At 62.9% G+C, this 15107-nt stretch carries 14 protein-coding genes; 7 read left to right on the forward strand and 7 right to left on the reverse strand.

Features of this window, described 5'->3' with window-relative positions; translation table 11 throughout:
- Nucleotides 1–100: 100 nt before the first annotated feature.
- Nucleotides 101–964, reverse strand: coding sequence for a pirin family protein (locus VA602_RS17130; protein WP_323453777.1), 864 nt, complete (start codon nucleotides 962–964; stop codon nucleotides 101–103).
- Between the two features lie 118 nt (nucleotides 965–1082).
- Between VA602_RS17130 and VA602_RS17135 the strand changes: the two genes are divergently transcribed.
- Nucleotides 1083–2087, forward strand: a complete 1005-nt coding sequence (locus VA602_RS17135; RefSeq protein WP_323453778.1) for an amidohydrolase family protein — start codon at nucleotides 1083–1085, stop codon at nucleotides 2085–2087.
- Between the two features lie 78 nt (nucleotides 2088–2165).
- On the opposite strand, the gene fabB is transcribed toward VA602_RS17135, so the two are convergent.
- The 5 genes from fabB to VA602_RS17160 form a co-directional block, all read right to left on the reverse strand.
- A complete protein-coding gene (gene fabB / locus VA602_RS17140; protein ID WP_054894239.1) occupies nucleotides 2166–3386 on the reverse strand; it encodes a beta-ketoacyl-ACP synthase I in 1221 nt (406 codons plus the stop codon).
- An 11-nt stretch (nucleotides 3387–3397) separates the two neighbouring features.
- Nucleotides 3398–3913, reverse strand: coding sequence for a 3-hydroxyacyl-[acyl-carrier-protein] dehydratase FabA (gene fabA, locus VA602_RS17145; RefSeq protein WP_054894238.1), 516 nt, complete (start codon nucleotides 3911–3913; stop codon nucleotides 3398–3400).
- Between the two features lie 213 nt (nucleotides 3914–4126).
- Nucleotides 4127–6043 (reverse strand): response regulator, encoded by a 1917-nt coding sequence (locus VA602_RS17150; protein ID WP_323453779.1) that lies wholly within the window; start codon nucleotides 6041–6043, stop codon nucleotides 4127–4129.
- On the reverse strand, nucleotides 6040–6930 hold the full coding sequence (locus VA602_RS17155; protein WP_323453780.1) for an ABC transporter substrate-binding protein: 891 nt from the start codon (nucleotides 6928–6930) through the stop codon (nucleotides 6040–6042). The genes VA602_RS17150 and VA602_RS17155 overlap by 4 nt, the downstream gene beginning before the upstream one ends.
- Entirely contained in the window at nucleotides 6930–9041 is a 2112-nt protein-coding gene (locus VA602_RS17160; RefSeq protein ID WP_323453821.1) for a TonB-dependent receptor plug domain-containing protein, read from the reverse strand. Before VA602_RS17160 ends, VA602_RS17155 begins: the two co-directional genes overlap by 1 nt.
- Before the next feature lie 238 nt (nucleotides 9042–9279).
- On the opposite strand from VA602_RS17160, the gene VA602_RS17165 reads away from it, so the two are divergent.
- The 3 genes from VA602_RS17165 to sixA are packed head-to-tail and all read left to right on the forward strand — an operon-like array spanning nucleotide 9280 to nucleotide 11145.
- Complete coding sequence (locus tag VA602_RS17165; protein WP_323453781.1) at nucleotides 9280–10305, forward strand: NAD(P)H-dependent glycerol-3-phosphate dehydrogenase; 1026 nt, start codon at nucleotides 9280–9282, stop codon at nucleotides 10303–10305.
- Between the two features lie 37 nt (nucleotides 10306–10342).
- A complete protein-coding gene (locus VA602_RS17170; RefSeq protein WP_323453782.1) occupies nucleotides 10343–10690 on the forward strand; it encodes a DUF4389 domain-containing protein in 348 nt (115 codons plus the stop codon).
- Nucleotides 10687–11145, forward strand: coding sequence for a phosphohistidine phosphatase SixA (sixA, locus tag VA602_RS17175; protein WP_323453783.1), 459 nt, complete (start codon nucleotides 10687–10689; stop codon nucleotides 11143–11145). The genes VA602_RS17170 and sixA overlap by 4 nt, the downstream gene beginning before the upstream one ends.
- Before the next feature lie 92 nt (nucleotides 11146–11237).
- Here sixA and VA602_RS17180 read toward each other — a convergent pair whose 3' ends face one another.
- On the reverse strand, nucleotides 11238–12578 hold the full coding sequence (locus VA602_RS17180; protein WP_323453784.1) for a hypothetical protein: 1341 nt from the start codon (nucleotides 12576–12578) through the stop codon (nucleotides 11238–11240).
- A 369-nt stretch (nucleotides 12579–12947) separates the two neighbouring features.
- Here VA602_RS17180 and VA602_RS17185 point away from each other — a divergent pair, with 369 nt between their 5' ends.
- The 3 genes from VA602_RS17185 to VA602_RS17195 all read left to right on the forward strand — a co-directional run bounded on the left by VA602_RS17185 (nucleotide 12948) and on the right by VA602_RS17195 (nucleotide 15056).
- Entirely contained in the window at nucleotides 12948–13322 is a 375-nt protein-coding gene (locus tag VA602_RS17185) for a hypothetical protein (protein ID WP_323453785.1), read from the forward strand.
- A gap of 94 nt (nucleotides 13323–13416) precedes the next feature.
- Nucleotides 13417–14205, forward strand: coding sequence for an alpha/beta fold hydrolase (locus VA602_RS17190; RefSeq protein ID WP_323453786.1), 789 nt, complete (start codon nucleotides 13417–13419; stop codon nucleotides 14203–14205).
- Nucleotides 14202–15056 carry an alpha/beta hydrolase gene (locus VA602_RS17195; protein ID WP_323453787.1) on the forward strand — a complete coding sequence of 285 codons (855 nt, stop codon included), beginning with the start codon at nucleotides 14202–14204 and terminating at the stop codon, nucleotides 15054–15056. The genes VA602_RS17190 and VA602_RS17195 overlap by 4 nt, the downstream gene beginning before the upstream one ends.
- Nucleotides 15057–15107 lie beyond the last annotated feature (51 nt).

The following is a 15107-nucleotide window of genomic DNA, read 5'->3' on the forward strand; positions in this document are numbered from 1 at the left end:
CGCGGGCAAGCCCGCTCCCACAAGGATGGAGCAACCCTGACAAGCAGCGCTGCACCTGTGGGAGGGGGCGCCCCCGCCCACGGCCGCAAAGCGGCCGAACCTAGCGAGGTAGCTCGATCCGGGAGGTCTCCCCCGGCACCTGCGGCCAGTCACCTGCCGCCCAGCGTGCCCGGGCCTGTTCGATCAACTGCGGATCACTGGCAACGAAATTCCAGTTCATCCGCCGGGGTCCGTCCAGCGGCGCGCCGCCTATCAGCACCAACTGGCACTCGCCTTCGGCATACAGCTCCACTGCTTCGCCCTCTGGCAGCACCACCAGGCTGCACACCTCTACCTCGTCGCCGTTTAGCACCAGCTCGCCGTCGAGCAGGTACAGTGCTCGTTGTGCGTGCTCGTTCGGCACGATCAGCGAGGTTGCCGCCTGCATCCGCACTAGGGCGTAGAGGGTAGGAGAGAGCACCGGTACTGGCGACTCCAGGCAGAATCCGTTGCCGGCGATCAGGCGGATGCGTACCCCCAGGTTGTCACTCTCCGGCAAGCTGCTTGCGGGGTGGTGGCTGTAGCTGGGATCGCCCTGTTCGTGCGTCTTGGGCGATGCCAGCCATACCTGCAGGCCGTGCAGCCGCGAACCCTCGTCGAGGGCTTGTGCCGGTGTCCGCTCCACATGGGCCACGCCGCGTCCGGCAGTCATCCAACTGACGTCACCTGGCAGTACGTGCTGGTTCGAGCCCAGGCTGTCCTTGTGCAGGATTTCCCCTTCGAACAGGTAGGTCAGGGTCGACAGGCCGATATGCGGGTGCTGGCGGATGTCCATGCCGCTGCCGGGGGCGTAGTCGGTTTCCAGCATGTGGTCGAAGAACACGAAGGGGCCGACGCTGCGGCACTGAGCCGATGGCAGCGGGCGCAGGATCGGTTGGCCCTCCACCGATTCGGCGCGTGGGCGGATGATCAGGGGGCTGCTCATGGTCGGGCTCCAGGCGGGCAGGGGATGCGCCTAGCATAGCGGGTCGCGGCGGCGTGCTGAACCGTCTTGCAGGTGCGCGGGTCTACCCTGTTCCTGACTGGAACAAGGAAGCTGCTCCATGATTGCCAGAGTGCTGGCCTGCATATTGTTGTCTGGATGCCTGTGTCAGGCGGCGCAGGCGCGCGACTACCGCTACAGTGACGCCCATCTGCATTACGTCGACTTCTTCCAGGAAACCGAAGGCATGCCTGCGCTGCTGAAAGCCATGGATGAGTCCGGTGTCGAGCATGCGATGATTTCCGGTATTCCGGTGGCGAAGAAATGGCATGAGGATGAACCCAAGCGCCCACGCTATTACGCGGGCGACGACGCTGATGCCTACTGGTTCAGTGCTACCGATATCCATGTAGTGGCAGCGGTGCAGAAGTTGCCGGCCGAGCAGCAGAAACGCTTTCATCCATTCCTCTCGGGTTTCAACCCGGTGGACAAGAACGCGGTCAGTCACATCGAGCGCATGCTCGAATTGTACCCAGGGTTCTGGCAGGGCATCGGTGAGGTGTTCACCCGGCATGATGACCTCACTGCACTGACCAGCGGTGACACGCCGAGAGCCAACAACGAAGCGATGACACGCATCTATCACCTGGCAGCCGAGCGTGACTTGCCGGTGCTGGTGCATTCGAACATCACCTCCAAGCGTGAGCGTAACCCGTTGTACCTGGCGGAGATCGAGGAGCCGCTGCGCAATCACCCACATACGCGTTTCATCTGGGCCCATGCCGGTACCAGTATGGAGATCCATCGTCACCAGACGCAGATGGACTTCATCCTGCCAACGCTTGCGCGCATGCTCGAGGCTTATCCGAATCTGTACATCGACCTGTCGTGGAGTGTACTGAAGCCCTATCTGCTGGATGAGCAGGGCCAGCCCCGCAAGGCGTGGCTGGCGCTGGTCGAGCGCTTCCCCGACCGATTCATGCTGGGTTCGGATGTGGTGGGCAAGTTCGGCAGCGTCGGCGAGCAGATGCACGGATTCGAGCCGTTTCTGGATGCGTTGCCTGAAGCCGTGGCGCGCAAGGTGGCGAGGGATAATTTCCTTGCGGTGCTGCCCAGGCTGCGTTGAACTGCCGACCCTTTCGCAGGCAACACAAATGAAAACGCCCCGAACCAGTCGGGGCGTTTTCGTTGTCGCAGCAGCGTCTTACTTGCCAGTCCAGCGCTTGAGTACCAGGGTGGCGTTGGTGCCGCCGAAGCCGAAGCTGTTGCTCATGACCGTGTCGATCTTGGCGTTTTCTTCGGTTTGACGCAGTACCGGCAGGTCGGCGACCTCTGGGTCCAGTTCGTCGATGTTGGCGGAGCCGGCGATGAAGTTGTTTTCCATCATCAGCAAGCAGTAGATCGCCTCGTGCACGCCAGCGGCGCCCAGCGAGTGGCCGGACAGGCTCTTGGTCGAGCTGATCTTGGGTGCCTTGTCGCCGAACACTTCGCGCACGCCTTTCATTTCAGCGACGTCGCCGACCGGCGTCGAGGTGCCGTGGGTGTTCAGGTAATCGATCGGGGTGTCGACGGTGGACAGCGCCTGCTGCATGCAGCGGATCGCGCCTTCGCCACTTGGGGCGACCATATCGTAACCATCGGAAGTCGCGCCGTAGCCGACGATTTCGGCGTAGATCTTGGCGCCACGGGCCAGGGCGTGTTCCAGCTCCTCGACCACCACCATGCCGCCACCGCCAGCGATGACAAAGCCATCACGGTCAGCGTCGTAGGCGCGCGAGGCCAGCTCAGGGGTTTCGTTGCGCTTGGTCGACAGGGCGCCCATGGCATCGAACAGGAACGACTGGCTCCAGTGCTCTTCTTCACCGCCGCCGGCGAAGACGATGTCTTGTTTGCCCCACTGGATCTGCTCCAGCGCGGTGCCGATGCAGTGTGCGGAGGTGGCACAGGCCGACGAGATCGAGTAGTTGATGCCCTTGATCTTGAACGGGGTAGCCAGGCACGCCGATACGGTGCTGCCCATGGTACGGGTGACACGGTACGGGCCGACACGCTTGACGCCTTTCTCGCGCAGGGTGTCCAGTGCTTCCATCTGGTTCAGGGTCGAAGCGCCGCCGGAACCTGCAACCAGGCCGGTGCGTGGGCTGGACACCTGCTCTTCGGTCAGGCCTGCGTCCTTGATCGCGTCCTGCATCGCCAGGTAGGCGTAGGCGGCGGCGTGACCGACGAAGCGATAGACCTTGCGGTCGATCAACTCTTCAAGGTTCAGGTCGATAGAGCCGGAAACCTGGCTACGCAGCCCCATTTCCTTGTATTCCGGGTTGTAACGGATACCCGGACGGCTGTTGCGCAGGTTTTCGGTGACGGTAGCTTTGTCATTGCCCAGGCACGAAACGATGCCCAGACCAGTGATAACGACGCGGCGCATGCGAATAACCCTTAGAAATTGTCAGTGGAGGTGAACACGCCGACCCGCAGGCCTTCGGCGGTGTAGATCTCGCGACCGTCGACGCTGACCGAGCCATCGGCGATGGCCATGTTCAGCTTACCTTTCAGGACGCGCTTGATATGGATGTTGTAGGTGACTTTCTTGGCGGTAGGCAGCACCTGGCCGAAGAACTTCACTTCGCCCGAACCCAGTGCGCGACCGCGGCCCGGCAGGCCCTGCCAGCCGAGGAAAAAGCCAACCAGCTGCCACATGGCGTCGAGGCCCAGGCAGCCCGGCATCACCGGATCGCCTTCGAAGTGGCAGGCGAAGAACCACAGGTCTGGAGTGATATCCAGCTCGGCGACCAATTCACCTTTGCCGAACTTGCCGCCTTCCTCACTGATGTGGGTGATGCGGTCTACCATCAGCATGTTCGGGGCGGGCAGTTGCGCATTACCGGGGCCGAACAGCTCACCGCGACTGCAGCGCAGCAGGTCTTCCCGAGTAAAGGCGTGTTGTTTGGTCATGCGAGCTCCTCAATAACCCCCTGTGGCAGGGGATGAATCTTCCCGGCCAACCCGAAATCCTAGAGAGTCCGGGCGGCAGCCTACAGGTAGACTATTGCGTTGTGGTGAAAGTCACAGCGCACCTGGCAAAAGAAGTACAGGTGTGCACTGAAAGTTTTATTTTCAGGGCCAACGACGGCCCTGTCCAGTCTTTAAGACTGCCGCACTTTATCATTAATCGCCAGTCGCGGCTGTCCGGCCGGGCAACCAGCGCTGCAGAATGCGTTGCAGATCGGTGCGTTTGAACGGTTTGCTCAGGTAATCGTTCATTCCTGCAGCCAGGCAGCGTTCACGATCGCCCTGCAGGGCATTGGCGGTCAAGGCGATGATCGGCAGTTGCGCGCCGTGCTGGCGGATGCGGCGTGTGGCTTCGTAGCCGTCCATTTGGGGCAGGCGACAGTCCATCAGGATCGCCGCAAAACTTTGCTGGCCGGCCATTTCTACCGCTTGCGCGCCGTCCAGTGCCACGCTGACCTCGAAGCCCAGGCTGCGCAGCATAGCTTCGATGACGCTCTGGTTGACCGGATTGTCTTCCACCAGCAGGACGCGCTGGCCGTCGCCACCCAGCAGTGCGTCATGTTCGTGACCGAGCAGGCGCGCTGCTGGCTTGCTCGACAGCATCAGAGGGACTTCCAGGGTGAAGGTCGAACCCATGCCCTCGCGGCTTTCGCCGCGCAACTTGCCGCCCATGCGCTCGGCCAGGGTACGGGCGATGGACAGGCCCAAGCCGGTGCCGCCGTAACGCCTTGAAATAGAACTGTCGGCTTGCTGGAAGGCGACGAACATCGTTTCCAGCCGATCGCTGTCGATACCGATGCCGGTATCGCGGACCGCGCAGGTCAGCCAGAGCAGCTGACGGTCGAGCATTTGCCAGCGGGCCTCGATCTCCACTTCGCCGCGCTCGGTGAACTTCAACGCATTGCCTACCAGGTTCAACAGGATCTGGCGGATGCGTGTCGGATCGCCGATCACTTGCAGGCGGTCCATGCCCGGCGGCAGGTGCAGGTGCAGGGCCAGGTTGCGCTGTTGAGCGCTGTGCTGGAACGATTGCACGCTGCTGGCAATCAGCTCGCCAAGGTTGAAATCGATGTGCTCCAGTTCCAGGCTGGTGCGTTCGATACGCGAGAAGTCGAGGATGTCGTTGATCACCTTGAGCAGGTGGCCGGTAGACTCGCTGGCCACGGCCGTGTATTCGGCTTGCTCACTGGTCAGCGGGGTGGTTTCCAGCAGTTGCAGCATGCCGAGTACGCCGTTCATCGGGGTCCGCAGCTCGTGGCTCATCATCGCCAGGAAGTCGGACTTGGCGCGGTTGGCCTGCTCGGCCTCCTCGCGCGCCTGGGTCAACTGGGCAATGGCCTGGCTCTGCTCGTGGCTGGCCTGGTCCAGGGCGCTGGCAAGGTTGTTGATGTGGCGTGCCAGATGGCCCAGTTCGCTATCGTCGACCACCGGCAACGGGGCGTTGAACTCGCCCTGCTGGATGGCCTCGACCGCATGCCCCATGTCACTGATCGGCTTGGACAGGCTCCTGGCCAGTCGCCGCGCGAGGAGGAAGGTAAACAGCAAGGCGAACAGCGCAAGAATGCCGGCCTTGATCACGATCTCCTGCTGGCGTTCGCTGAAGGCGTCGTCGGACATGCCGACGATCACTCGCCCCAGGTAATCGTCGCCAATGCTGGGGGGTGTCTTGCCTTCCTGCAGGAAGTCGTTGTCCAGGCGGATCTGTTGCAGGCGAATGGGCGCCTGGAACACCTCGACGCGCTGGGCGCGGCTGACGCTTTCACCCGACTGCTCGACGTAAACCAGGATGTGGTTGCGGCTGTCCTGCACCTCGAGAAAACGCACGTGAGGGATGCTCAAGGTCGCCCGCATCAAGCTTTCGAGCACCTCGTTGTTGCCTGAGATCACCCCGTATTCGGAGGCTGGCGCCAGTTGGTTGGCGATCAGTTGACCGGTGTGGTTGAGCTCCTGCCGCAAGTCCTGGATACGCACGAAGGTAAAGAAGCTGATCAACAGCAGGGTGAGCAGCAGCGCGGGCCCCAGGCTGATGATCTGGGTGCGTGTGTGGATGTCCCAGCTCAGGCGCTTGGTCATGGGGTGGGTTCTCCTTCGGCCAGGGCCAGGGCGGCGGCGTTCGGATCGATGGGTTCCAGGCCCAGGGCGCGGGCGACCTGCTGGTTGCCGCTGACCCCGTAGTGTTCGGGGTAGAGGCTACGGGGCCAGTGTGCCGGTGGCTGGTCGAGCAAGTCGTCGAGTACTGCCAGCCAGTCGTCCTGGTCGCTGTAGGTGCTCGCCAGGGCGCCAGCGCGAACGAAGCCGGCGTTGGGGCCGATCAGCGCCATCTGTCGGCCATAGCTGCTGAGCAGGACGTTCTTGGCGGTCTTGGAGTTGTACAACTCGGGATCATCGATTCCCAACAGAACGTCGCTGTTGCCCAGCAGGTGCTGCAACGGGCGGCTGTCACGCAGGTCGGCCCAGTCCTGGGCGACGATCTCCAGACCCAGGCCACGCGCAGCCTGGCGCAGCTCATCGATCAGAAAGCGGCTGCCGGGGCCGTACAGCACGCCAATGCGTCGCGCTTGCGGTAGCAGGTAGCGGGTCAGGCGCAGTTGCCGTGGCAGTGGCGGGTCGCTCCACAGCAGGCTCAGGTAGGAGGGGCGCGACTTTCCCAGGCGCTGTTCGGCCTGCACGCGGCTGACCCGCAGGACCAGCGCCGCAGGACCTGCGGTTTCGCCCATGCGCCAGTCGAGTGCGGCGCTGTCCAGCAGGATCAAGCGGGTCTCGGGTTTGAGCAACGCTGGGCGGGGCAGTTGCGCCACGGTCTGGAAGCGCACGTGGTCGTGAGGGCGGCGTGCCTCTAGTGCGGCGACGAAACTGCGCACTCCGGGCTGGTCTTCGCCGCCCACCAGCAGGATTTCGCTGGCCGAAAGCGCGCCCATCGGCCACAGGCATAGCAGCAACAGGCGCAGCAGGCGCAGCATCAGAACTCCAGCTCCGCGCTGAAACTCAGGCGATGGCGGCTGTCGTAGCGGTTCTGCTCGATGGTGGTGGGCTGGTCGTCCAGGCGCTGCTGCCACAGCGCGGCGAGCTCCAGCGAGCTGCCATACACCCGCAGGCGCTTGGCCACGCGCAGGTCTATACGCTCGTAGCGGTATTGGTTGAGGGCGTCGTCGCCATAATAGAAGAGGGCACTCGACCATCCCTGGCCCCAGTCGCGCATCCAGCCGGCCGAGCCGCTGTTGCGTGCGCTGAGGCGGCGGTCGTCGGGGTTGCTGGCCCAGGCGTCGACGTAGGCATACGTCAGGCGCAGACGGTCGCGCATGCTCAGGCGCCAGTCCAGTTGTGTCTCGGTGCCGCTGAAGCGGGACTTGTTGGCATTGCTGGCGATGTACTGGTTGTTCTTCAGCGGCTCGCTGATCATCCCGGTGATTTCGTCGTAGAACAGCTTGACGTCCAGGCTCAGGTCGATGTCCGCGAAGTAGCCGTTGTAGCCCAGCTCGCGCGAGCGCATGCGCTCCTGGTCGAGGTTGCCCGGGCCACGGGTCTTGACGAAGTATTCACCGTTCTGCAAACCCAGCGCGTTGGGCGTGAGGTTCTTGACCGTGTAGCTCCAGTTGACGTTGTTCTCGAACATGTCCGGCGAACGTACGGCCTCGGAGTACACCGCACGCAGGCCGTGGCGCGGGGTGATCAGGTAGTTGACCGCCACGCGCGGAGTCAGCGAGCTGCCGGACAACTCGCTGTCCTCGAACATGGCCCCACCCTGGAGGATCCAGTGTTCGTCGGCACGCCATTCGAGCTGTCCGAACAAGCGCCAGGTGCGGTCGTCGAGGCTGCCGTTAAAGTAGGTCTGCGAGTCGGCACGGTCATAGCGGTAGTTGAAGCCGCTGAGCAGGCGCAGGGTGTCGGTGAGGCTCAGGGTATCCTGGATTTCCAGGTCGTAGCGGGTTTCGCGGGTGCTCTGGTCGACATCACCGCAGACTTCACGGTTACCGCCGTTGTCCCACTGGCTCTTGATCTGGTTGCGCAGGCTCTGCAATACCGGGTCGTTGTTGTTGGGCGGGTTGTTGGCGTTGCGCGCCACTTGTTCGGCGTAGTCGGGATTGAGTTGCCACAGCCGGGTCAACTCGGGGCTGAAGGCCAGCGTCGCATCGCAGGCGCGCCATACCTGCTGGCGGTCGAACTGCTGCGCCGAGCCCTGTACGTACAGGCTGTGCTCGGGGCTGAAGTCGATGTTCCAGCGCACCGAGCCCGCGTAATCCTTGGCGTTGAGGTCGGCGTTGTCGCCACGCCCGGTGATGAAGGGGAACACCGGGGTATAGGTGTAGGGGCGTTGGTTGCTGCCTTCCTTGGCCGCCAGTTGCCATTCGAGGGTCTGGTCGGGCGCCAGGGTGTGGCTGGCGCTGAGGTTGAAGCGGGTCAGCCGGCGGCTGTCGCGGTAGTCCTGGCCGTACTGGTTCTTGTCGAAGCCATCGTCCTGCATGCCGGACATCGACAGGCGCAGATCGCCGCCTTCCCAGCCGAAGCCCTGGCTGGCATAGAAATCATTGATGCCATCCTGGCCCTGGGTGATCTTCAGTCGCGTGCCGTGGCTGTCGGCGGGGCTGCGGGTGAGGATGTTGACCACGGCCATCAGCGCGTTGGCACCATAGCTGACGGTATTGGGGCCGCGGAACACCTCGATGCGTTGGATATCCTCGATCGCCAGCGGGATATCGCTCCAGTCCACGGTGGCGAGGCCTGCGCGGTACACCGAACGGCCGTCGATCAGCACCTGCATGCGCCGGGCGTCGTTGACGTTGCTGCCGTGGTAGTTGACGGTCGGCTGGTTACCGGCGCCGTAGCCGATCATCATGCCGGGCACCAGGCGCAAGAGCTCGGGGATGTCTCGTGCCCCGCTGGCGCGGATCAGTTCGCTGTCGAGCACGGTCATGCTGCCGGGCACTGCGGCCGGGGATTGTTTCAGGCGTGTGGCGGTCAGAACCTGCGGCAGGTCCTGGTTGTCGATGAACAGGTCATCGGCCATGGCCGAACCCCCGAGCAGGGCGGTCAGCAACAGCAGGCGAGGGGCAGGAGGCGTGCCTGGGAACACGTGACGGCCTTGTGTGCGGGATAAACCAGGCATGGTAACCGACCGTGGGGGTTTTTCCAGTGATCTGCGCTGGATTTGCCACCCTCTTTCGGATAAATCCCTTCTGGCAGGGCATGCGTACGCGCGCCGTGCAGGCAGGTTTGCCTGTGAAGAGGCCGGTGCCGACACTGGTTCTGTAGCAGACGAGCCGTATAATGCCCGCGTCGCCACTCAACTTAATGGCTTTAACGGATTGAATATGACTGAACAGCAACCTGTTGCAGTTCTGGGAGGCGGGAGCTTCGGCACCGCCGTGGCGAACCTGCTGGCTGAAAACGGCAATCCGGTGCGTCAATGGATGCGCGACCCGGAGCAGGCCGAAGCCATGCGCGCCAACCGCGAGAATCCTCGTTACCTCAAAGGCATTCGCCTGCATGATGGCGTCGAGCCGGTCAATGACCTGCTGGCGACCCTGCAATCGAGCGACCTGGTGTTCATCGCGCTGCCGTCGAGCGCCTTGCGCAGCGTACTCGCGCCACATGCCGAGCTGCTGCGCGGCAAGTGCCTGGTCAGCCTGACCAAGGGCATCGAGGCGCAGACCTTCAAGCTGATGAGCCAGATTCTCGAAGAGATCGCACCCCAGGCGCGTATCGGCGTGCTGTCCGGGCCGAACCTGGCCCGTGAGATCGCCGAGCATGCCTTGACCGCCACTGTGGTTGCCAGTGAGGACGAGGCGCTGTGCCAGCGCGTGCAGGATGTCCTGCACGGGCGCACCTTTCGCGTCTATGCCAGCGCCGACCGCTTCGGTGTGGAGCTTGGGGGCGCGCTGAAGAACGTCTACGCGATCATCGCCGGAATGGCCGTGGCGCTGGAGATGGGCGAGAACACCAAGAGCATGCTGATCACCCGGGCGCTGGCCGAAATGACCCGCTTCGCCGTGAGCCAGGGCGCCAACCCCATGACCTTCCTGGGGCTGGCAGGGGTGGGTGACCTGATCGTCACCTGCTCCTCGCCCAAGAGCCGCAATTACCAGGTCGGGCATGCCCTGGGGCAGGGGTTGAGCCTGGAAGAGGCAGTCAGCCGCCTGGGCGAAGTGGCCGAAGGGGTGAATACCTTGAAAGTGCTCAAGGCCAAGGCTCAGGAAGTGCAGGTCTACATGCCCCTGGTGGCCGGGCTGCACGCGATTCTGTTCGAGGGGCGAACCCTGGCCCAGGTGATCGAGCACCTGATGCGTGCCGAGCCCAAGACCGACGTCGATTTCATTTCCACCAGCGGTTTCAACTGAGCCGTCAGCGGCTCCAAATCAGAGCAAGGAGCGACACATGAACGATACGCCCGAGCGCGCCCAGCGCGAGTCGATCATCCTGCGGGTGCTGTGGATGCTGGTGTTCCTGGTGGTCTGGCAACTGGCCGAGCTGCTGCTTGGCGGGCTGGTGCTGGTGCAACTGATCTACCGTCTGGTGTATGGCGCGCCGAGTGCCAGCCTGATGAACTTCGGCGACAGCCTCAGCCAGTACCTGGCGCAGATCGGTCGCTTCGGCAGCTTCCACACCGACCAGAAACCTTGGCCGTTTGCCGACTGGCCCAGCCCTCGCTCCCCAGAGGGCGAGGCGCCGCATGCGGTTGCCCCGGCACCGCACCCGGTGCGCCACGAGGAGCCCAAGCTGTGAAGCTGTGGATCCTGCGCCATGGCGAGGCAGAGCCACAGGCCAATACCGACGCTGAGCGCCGCCTGACCGCCCATGGCCGCGAGCAGGTGCTGCACAGCGCCGCACGGCTGCTGGGCCAGCCGCTGCAGGCGATCATTGCCAGCCCTTATGTGCGCGCCCAGCAGACCGCCGCCCTGGTACACGACACCCTTGGTTTCATCGAGCCGGTACGCACCGTGCCTTGGCTAACGCCGGAAAGTCGGATGCAGGAGGTCATCGCAGAGATCGAGCAGTTGGGGCTTGAACATGTGCTGTTGGTCAGTCACCAGCCATTGGTGGGGGCGCTGGTGGGAATGCTGGAGCATGGGCATTTGCAGCAGCCAGCGCGGATGAGCACTGCGAACCTGGCTGAACTCGAGGGGGAGTTGCCACCTCTCGGTGTGATGACATTGCTGAGTTCGAGTTTCGCCCCCTGAGGTTATCTGCAGGTCCTGTGCGTGCATGGTGGAAGGCCGATAGCGATGATGCATTCGGCCATTTGTGTGTGCAGGCATGGATCTGGTGCGCCTCAGCGACTGAATATCCCCCAACCCACAGCGGAATCCCCACTGATATTCGTTGCACGCAAGGAAACCCTGTTGCCGTTGGCAATGTCTATCGCATAGCGTCTGTCTTCTCCCGCCGAGTCCTCACTCCACGCCCGATCATTGAGGCCTGGGTTGTTGTTGTAGCAAGCGCGCATCGCATCCCATTCTGCAAGCGTAGGTAATGTTCCGGCTCTCCGTGCGGCTTCATGTCTGCACGAAACCCACACATTGAACATGCCCAGGCCTTCAACCAGCCTGACATTGGATACGGTAACCGGATAGCTGGCACGGGCACCAACGGTATCGGTTACGATCACATTGGCCGTCCCGCTGCCAAAAGACACCGCTCGCCCCGTGGAAGCATCGACTTCGACCACGTTGCCGTTGCTCGTCGAGTAGGTGTAGGGCGGTTTGCCGCCGGTGGCGGTGCGTTGTACGAATGCATTGGGGGGTGGGTTGGTCACTGGGTTGCTGTTGCGGATGATACTGCCTTTGAGCGTCGCAGGTGATGTGTCGATAGTCAGCGGAGTCGCCGGATTGAGTGTGTAGGGCGCGCCTGGGAAAACCCGAGCCTGCTCCTCGTCGTTGGTGCCGTCGAATGTTACCGACACCGTTACTGTGAGGCTGGAGCCATGCCTGAGCGCCTCCAGTTCGCTGCGTTGCAACACCAGGTCCAGTCCTGCGGCTACCTGGTCAGCGATGACCTCTACGCCTCGGGCCAGGTAAAAGGTATGGGTCGAGCCATTTTCGAGGGTCCCGTCCAAGCGGACCCAAACCCGTTGACCCACCGCGATCAATGGCCATGGCTCAACCTTGACCTGTGCATTACCGGTGAAGTTGTTGAGGTCGAGTACCTTGGTGGTTGCGTTGGCCTGGGGAATCACAGGGGCAGGCAAATGGGTTTGCGCCAGGGTTCCTACCGCCAGCAGCAGTGGCAAGGATAATTTCGCGGCCTGGCCACTGCGTACTACTGCGTAGCGCAGGGTGACCGTCTTGCCCTGGCTGGCAGCCACCACGCTGACAGGCGCCTGGAAATCGACATAACCAAAGAGACTTCCGGGTTGTTGGTCGCTCTGCCAACTGTCTGCCGCTGTGCTTCCGGACCAATCCGCTGCCAGGATGTCACTGAGTAGCATGGCTGGATACTGTGCCCTTACGGTAGCGCCGTTGAGCGCGTCGATGGGGTCGAGCCTGTCGTCCGTTGCCTGCAGTACGGAAGGTTTGGGGTAGTCTGTCTCGGCGCTGCGTGTGACCTTGAAAGTCAGAGGCCTCGAGACCGGGTCTTGTGTATGCAGTTGCTGCTTGCCCTCAGCGGTTGACATCGTCGACTCCTCAGGTTTCCAGGGGTTTATGGCTCAGTGTGAACCAGGCAAGAAACCGGTGAAACTGACAGAAATACCAGGTCTCGCCGAGGCGCCTCAGGGATCGGGTATTCCCCAGCCACAGCCTACTTTCATAAGTGACTCGGCATAGAGTGCTGCTCATCCTGGGCGCATCCCACAAGCAGCAAAACTGGCAAAAATGCTAGTTGCCAGCAATGTCCGGCGCTTTCGACCAGTTCACTGCCTCCTGGCAAATCCGCGCATTGCAACTGTCATTTTTGCCAGTTGCCAGTCATTTAGATCCAACAGATGCTTGACGCTAGGTTGATCAGCTGATGCCAGGGCAGGGAGCGTTGAATGAGCGGGTTGATGCACGAGCTTTTGCGCTCCCTGGATCTGCAGCCCACGATTGAAGCGGTACAGCGTGACAGCCGTCTCGATTTCGCCCAGTACGCCCTGCTGCGCGAGGCTGCCGACGCCAAGCTCTACCACCTGATGGGCAAAGTTCGTCACAAGCTCGAGCAGCACCCCATGGACAATCTGCTGGTCGAGCAGGATTTGCACGAGCTGCAGCAGTCCTGCACGCGCATGTCTCAACTGCTGCAAACCAGCTGCCTGGCCTTACGCCGGCTGCAACTCGATGTCCAGGAGCAACGCCTGGCCCGTGAGGCGTTGGAGAGCCAGATCACCTACATGAAAGCCTGCCTGCGCCGCTCGCTGGCGAGTTTCGACGAGTCGGCATGACCTGATAGCCCTCGCCGATGACCTTTCCGAACGTTGCCGTCAACCGGCAGGTTGCTGACAATGGGCTATCACTCTCCAGTCGGACCAGGCGGTCATGTCGCAGCAGATCTTCTTCGCCCATGCCAACGGTTTCCCTTCAGCCACCTACGGCAAGCTGTTCGCGGCCCTGGCCCCTGACTACCAGGTCTGTCACCTGGAGCAGCATGCCCACGACCCGCGCTTTCCAGTGGATGACAACTGGCAGAACCTGGTCGATGAGCTGCTGCACCATCTGGCGCAGCAGCCGGCGCCGGTCTGGGGTGTCGGTCATTCCCTCGGTGGTGTGCTGCACCTGCACGCCGCCCTGCGCCGACCCGAGCTCTACCGCGGTGTGGTGATGCTCGATTCGCCGGTGCTGACCCGCGCTGACCAGTGGCTGATCCGCACCGCCAAGCGCTTCGGTTTCATCGACCGCATCACGCCAGCCGGGCGAACCGAAGGACGGCGCGAGGCGTTTCCTGATCGCGACAGCGCACGCAGTTATTTCGCCAGCAAGACGCTGTTCCGCCAGTTCGATCCCGATTGCCTCGAAGCCTATCTCGAGCACGGTTTGAAAACGGTGGAGGAGGGCGTGCGTCTGCGCTTCGATCCCAGCACCGAGATGCGCATCTACCGCAGCATTCCCCATGTCAGCCCGGCCCCTGCGCGTCAACTGCAGGTGCCACTGGCCATGGTGCGTGGTGATCGCAGCCGGGTGATCCGCAAACACCACGCCCTGGCGGTACGTGCGATGCCGCGGGGGGAGTATCACAGCGTTCCGGGCGGGCACATGTTTCCACTGGAGCGGCCCAACGATACTGCCAGCCTGATCAAAGGCCTGTTCGATCGCTGGAGCCAGGTATGAGCGCGCAAGTCGAGGAGATTCGCCTGAGCCTGGGCCATATCGAACTGGCTGCACACCTGTTCGGTCCTGCCGACGGCCTGCCGGTGATCGCTCTGCACGGCTGGCTCGACAACGCCAACAGCTTCGCCCATCTGGCCCCGCGCCTGAAAGGCCTGCGCATTGTCGCGCTCGACCTGGCCGGGCACGGCTATTCACAGCATCGTCCAGCCGGGGCGAGCTACAACCTGGCCGATTATGCCCATGACGTGCTGCGGGTAGCCGAGCAACTGGGCTGGGAGCGCTTTGGCCTGCTCGGGCATTCGCTGGGGGCGATCATCTCGGTGCAGCTGGCGGGCGCACTGCCTGAACGGATCAGCCATCTGGCGCTGATCGATGGCGTCATCCCGCCTACGGTCGCCGAGCAGGATGCCGCCGAGCGCCTGGGTATGGCACTGCAGGCGCACCTGCGCCTGGATGGCAAGCGCAAGTCGGTGTACCCGAGCCTGGAAGAGGGCGTGCAGGCGCGGATGAAGGGCATGGTCGCAGTCAGCCGCGAAGCTGCCGAGCTGCTCGCCCAGCGTGGGCTCATGCCGGTGCCTGGCGGTTACAGTTGGCGCAGCGACAGTCGCCTGACCTTGCCGTCGCCAGTGCGCCTGAACGAGGCGCAGGCCATGGCCGTTGTGCGCCGGGTGAGCTGCCCTACTTGCCTGGTGATCGCCGAGGACGGCATGCTGGCGCGCCACACAACTCTGCTGGAGCAGCTACCCTTCGAGCAGGTGGCCTTGCCCGGTGGTCATCATCTGCACTTGAACGATGCGCAGGGCGCGGCCCTTGTCGCAGACTGTTTCAATCGCTTCTTTGGCTTTGCTTGACTTGCACCGGACAAGTGTCGAGGCTTGGCGGGTTGAACAGGGAGACAACCA

Origin of the sequence: Pseudomonas machongensis (assembly GCF_034961125.1) — a bacterium.
In the GTDB taxonomy this organism is placed as follows: Bacteria; Pseudomonadota; Gammaproteobacteria; order Pseudomonadales; family Pseudomonadaceae; genus Aquipseudomonas; species Aquipseudomonas machongensis.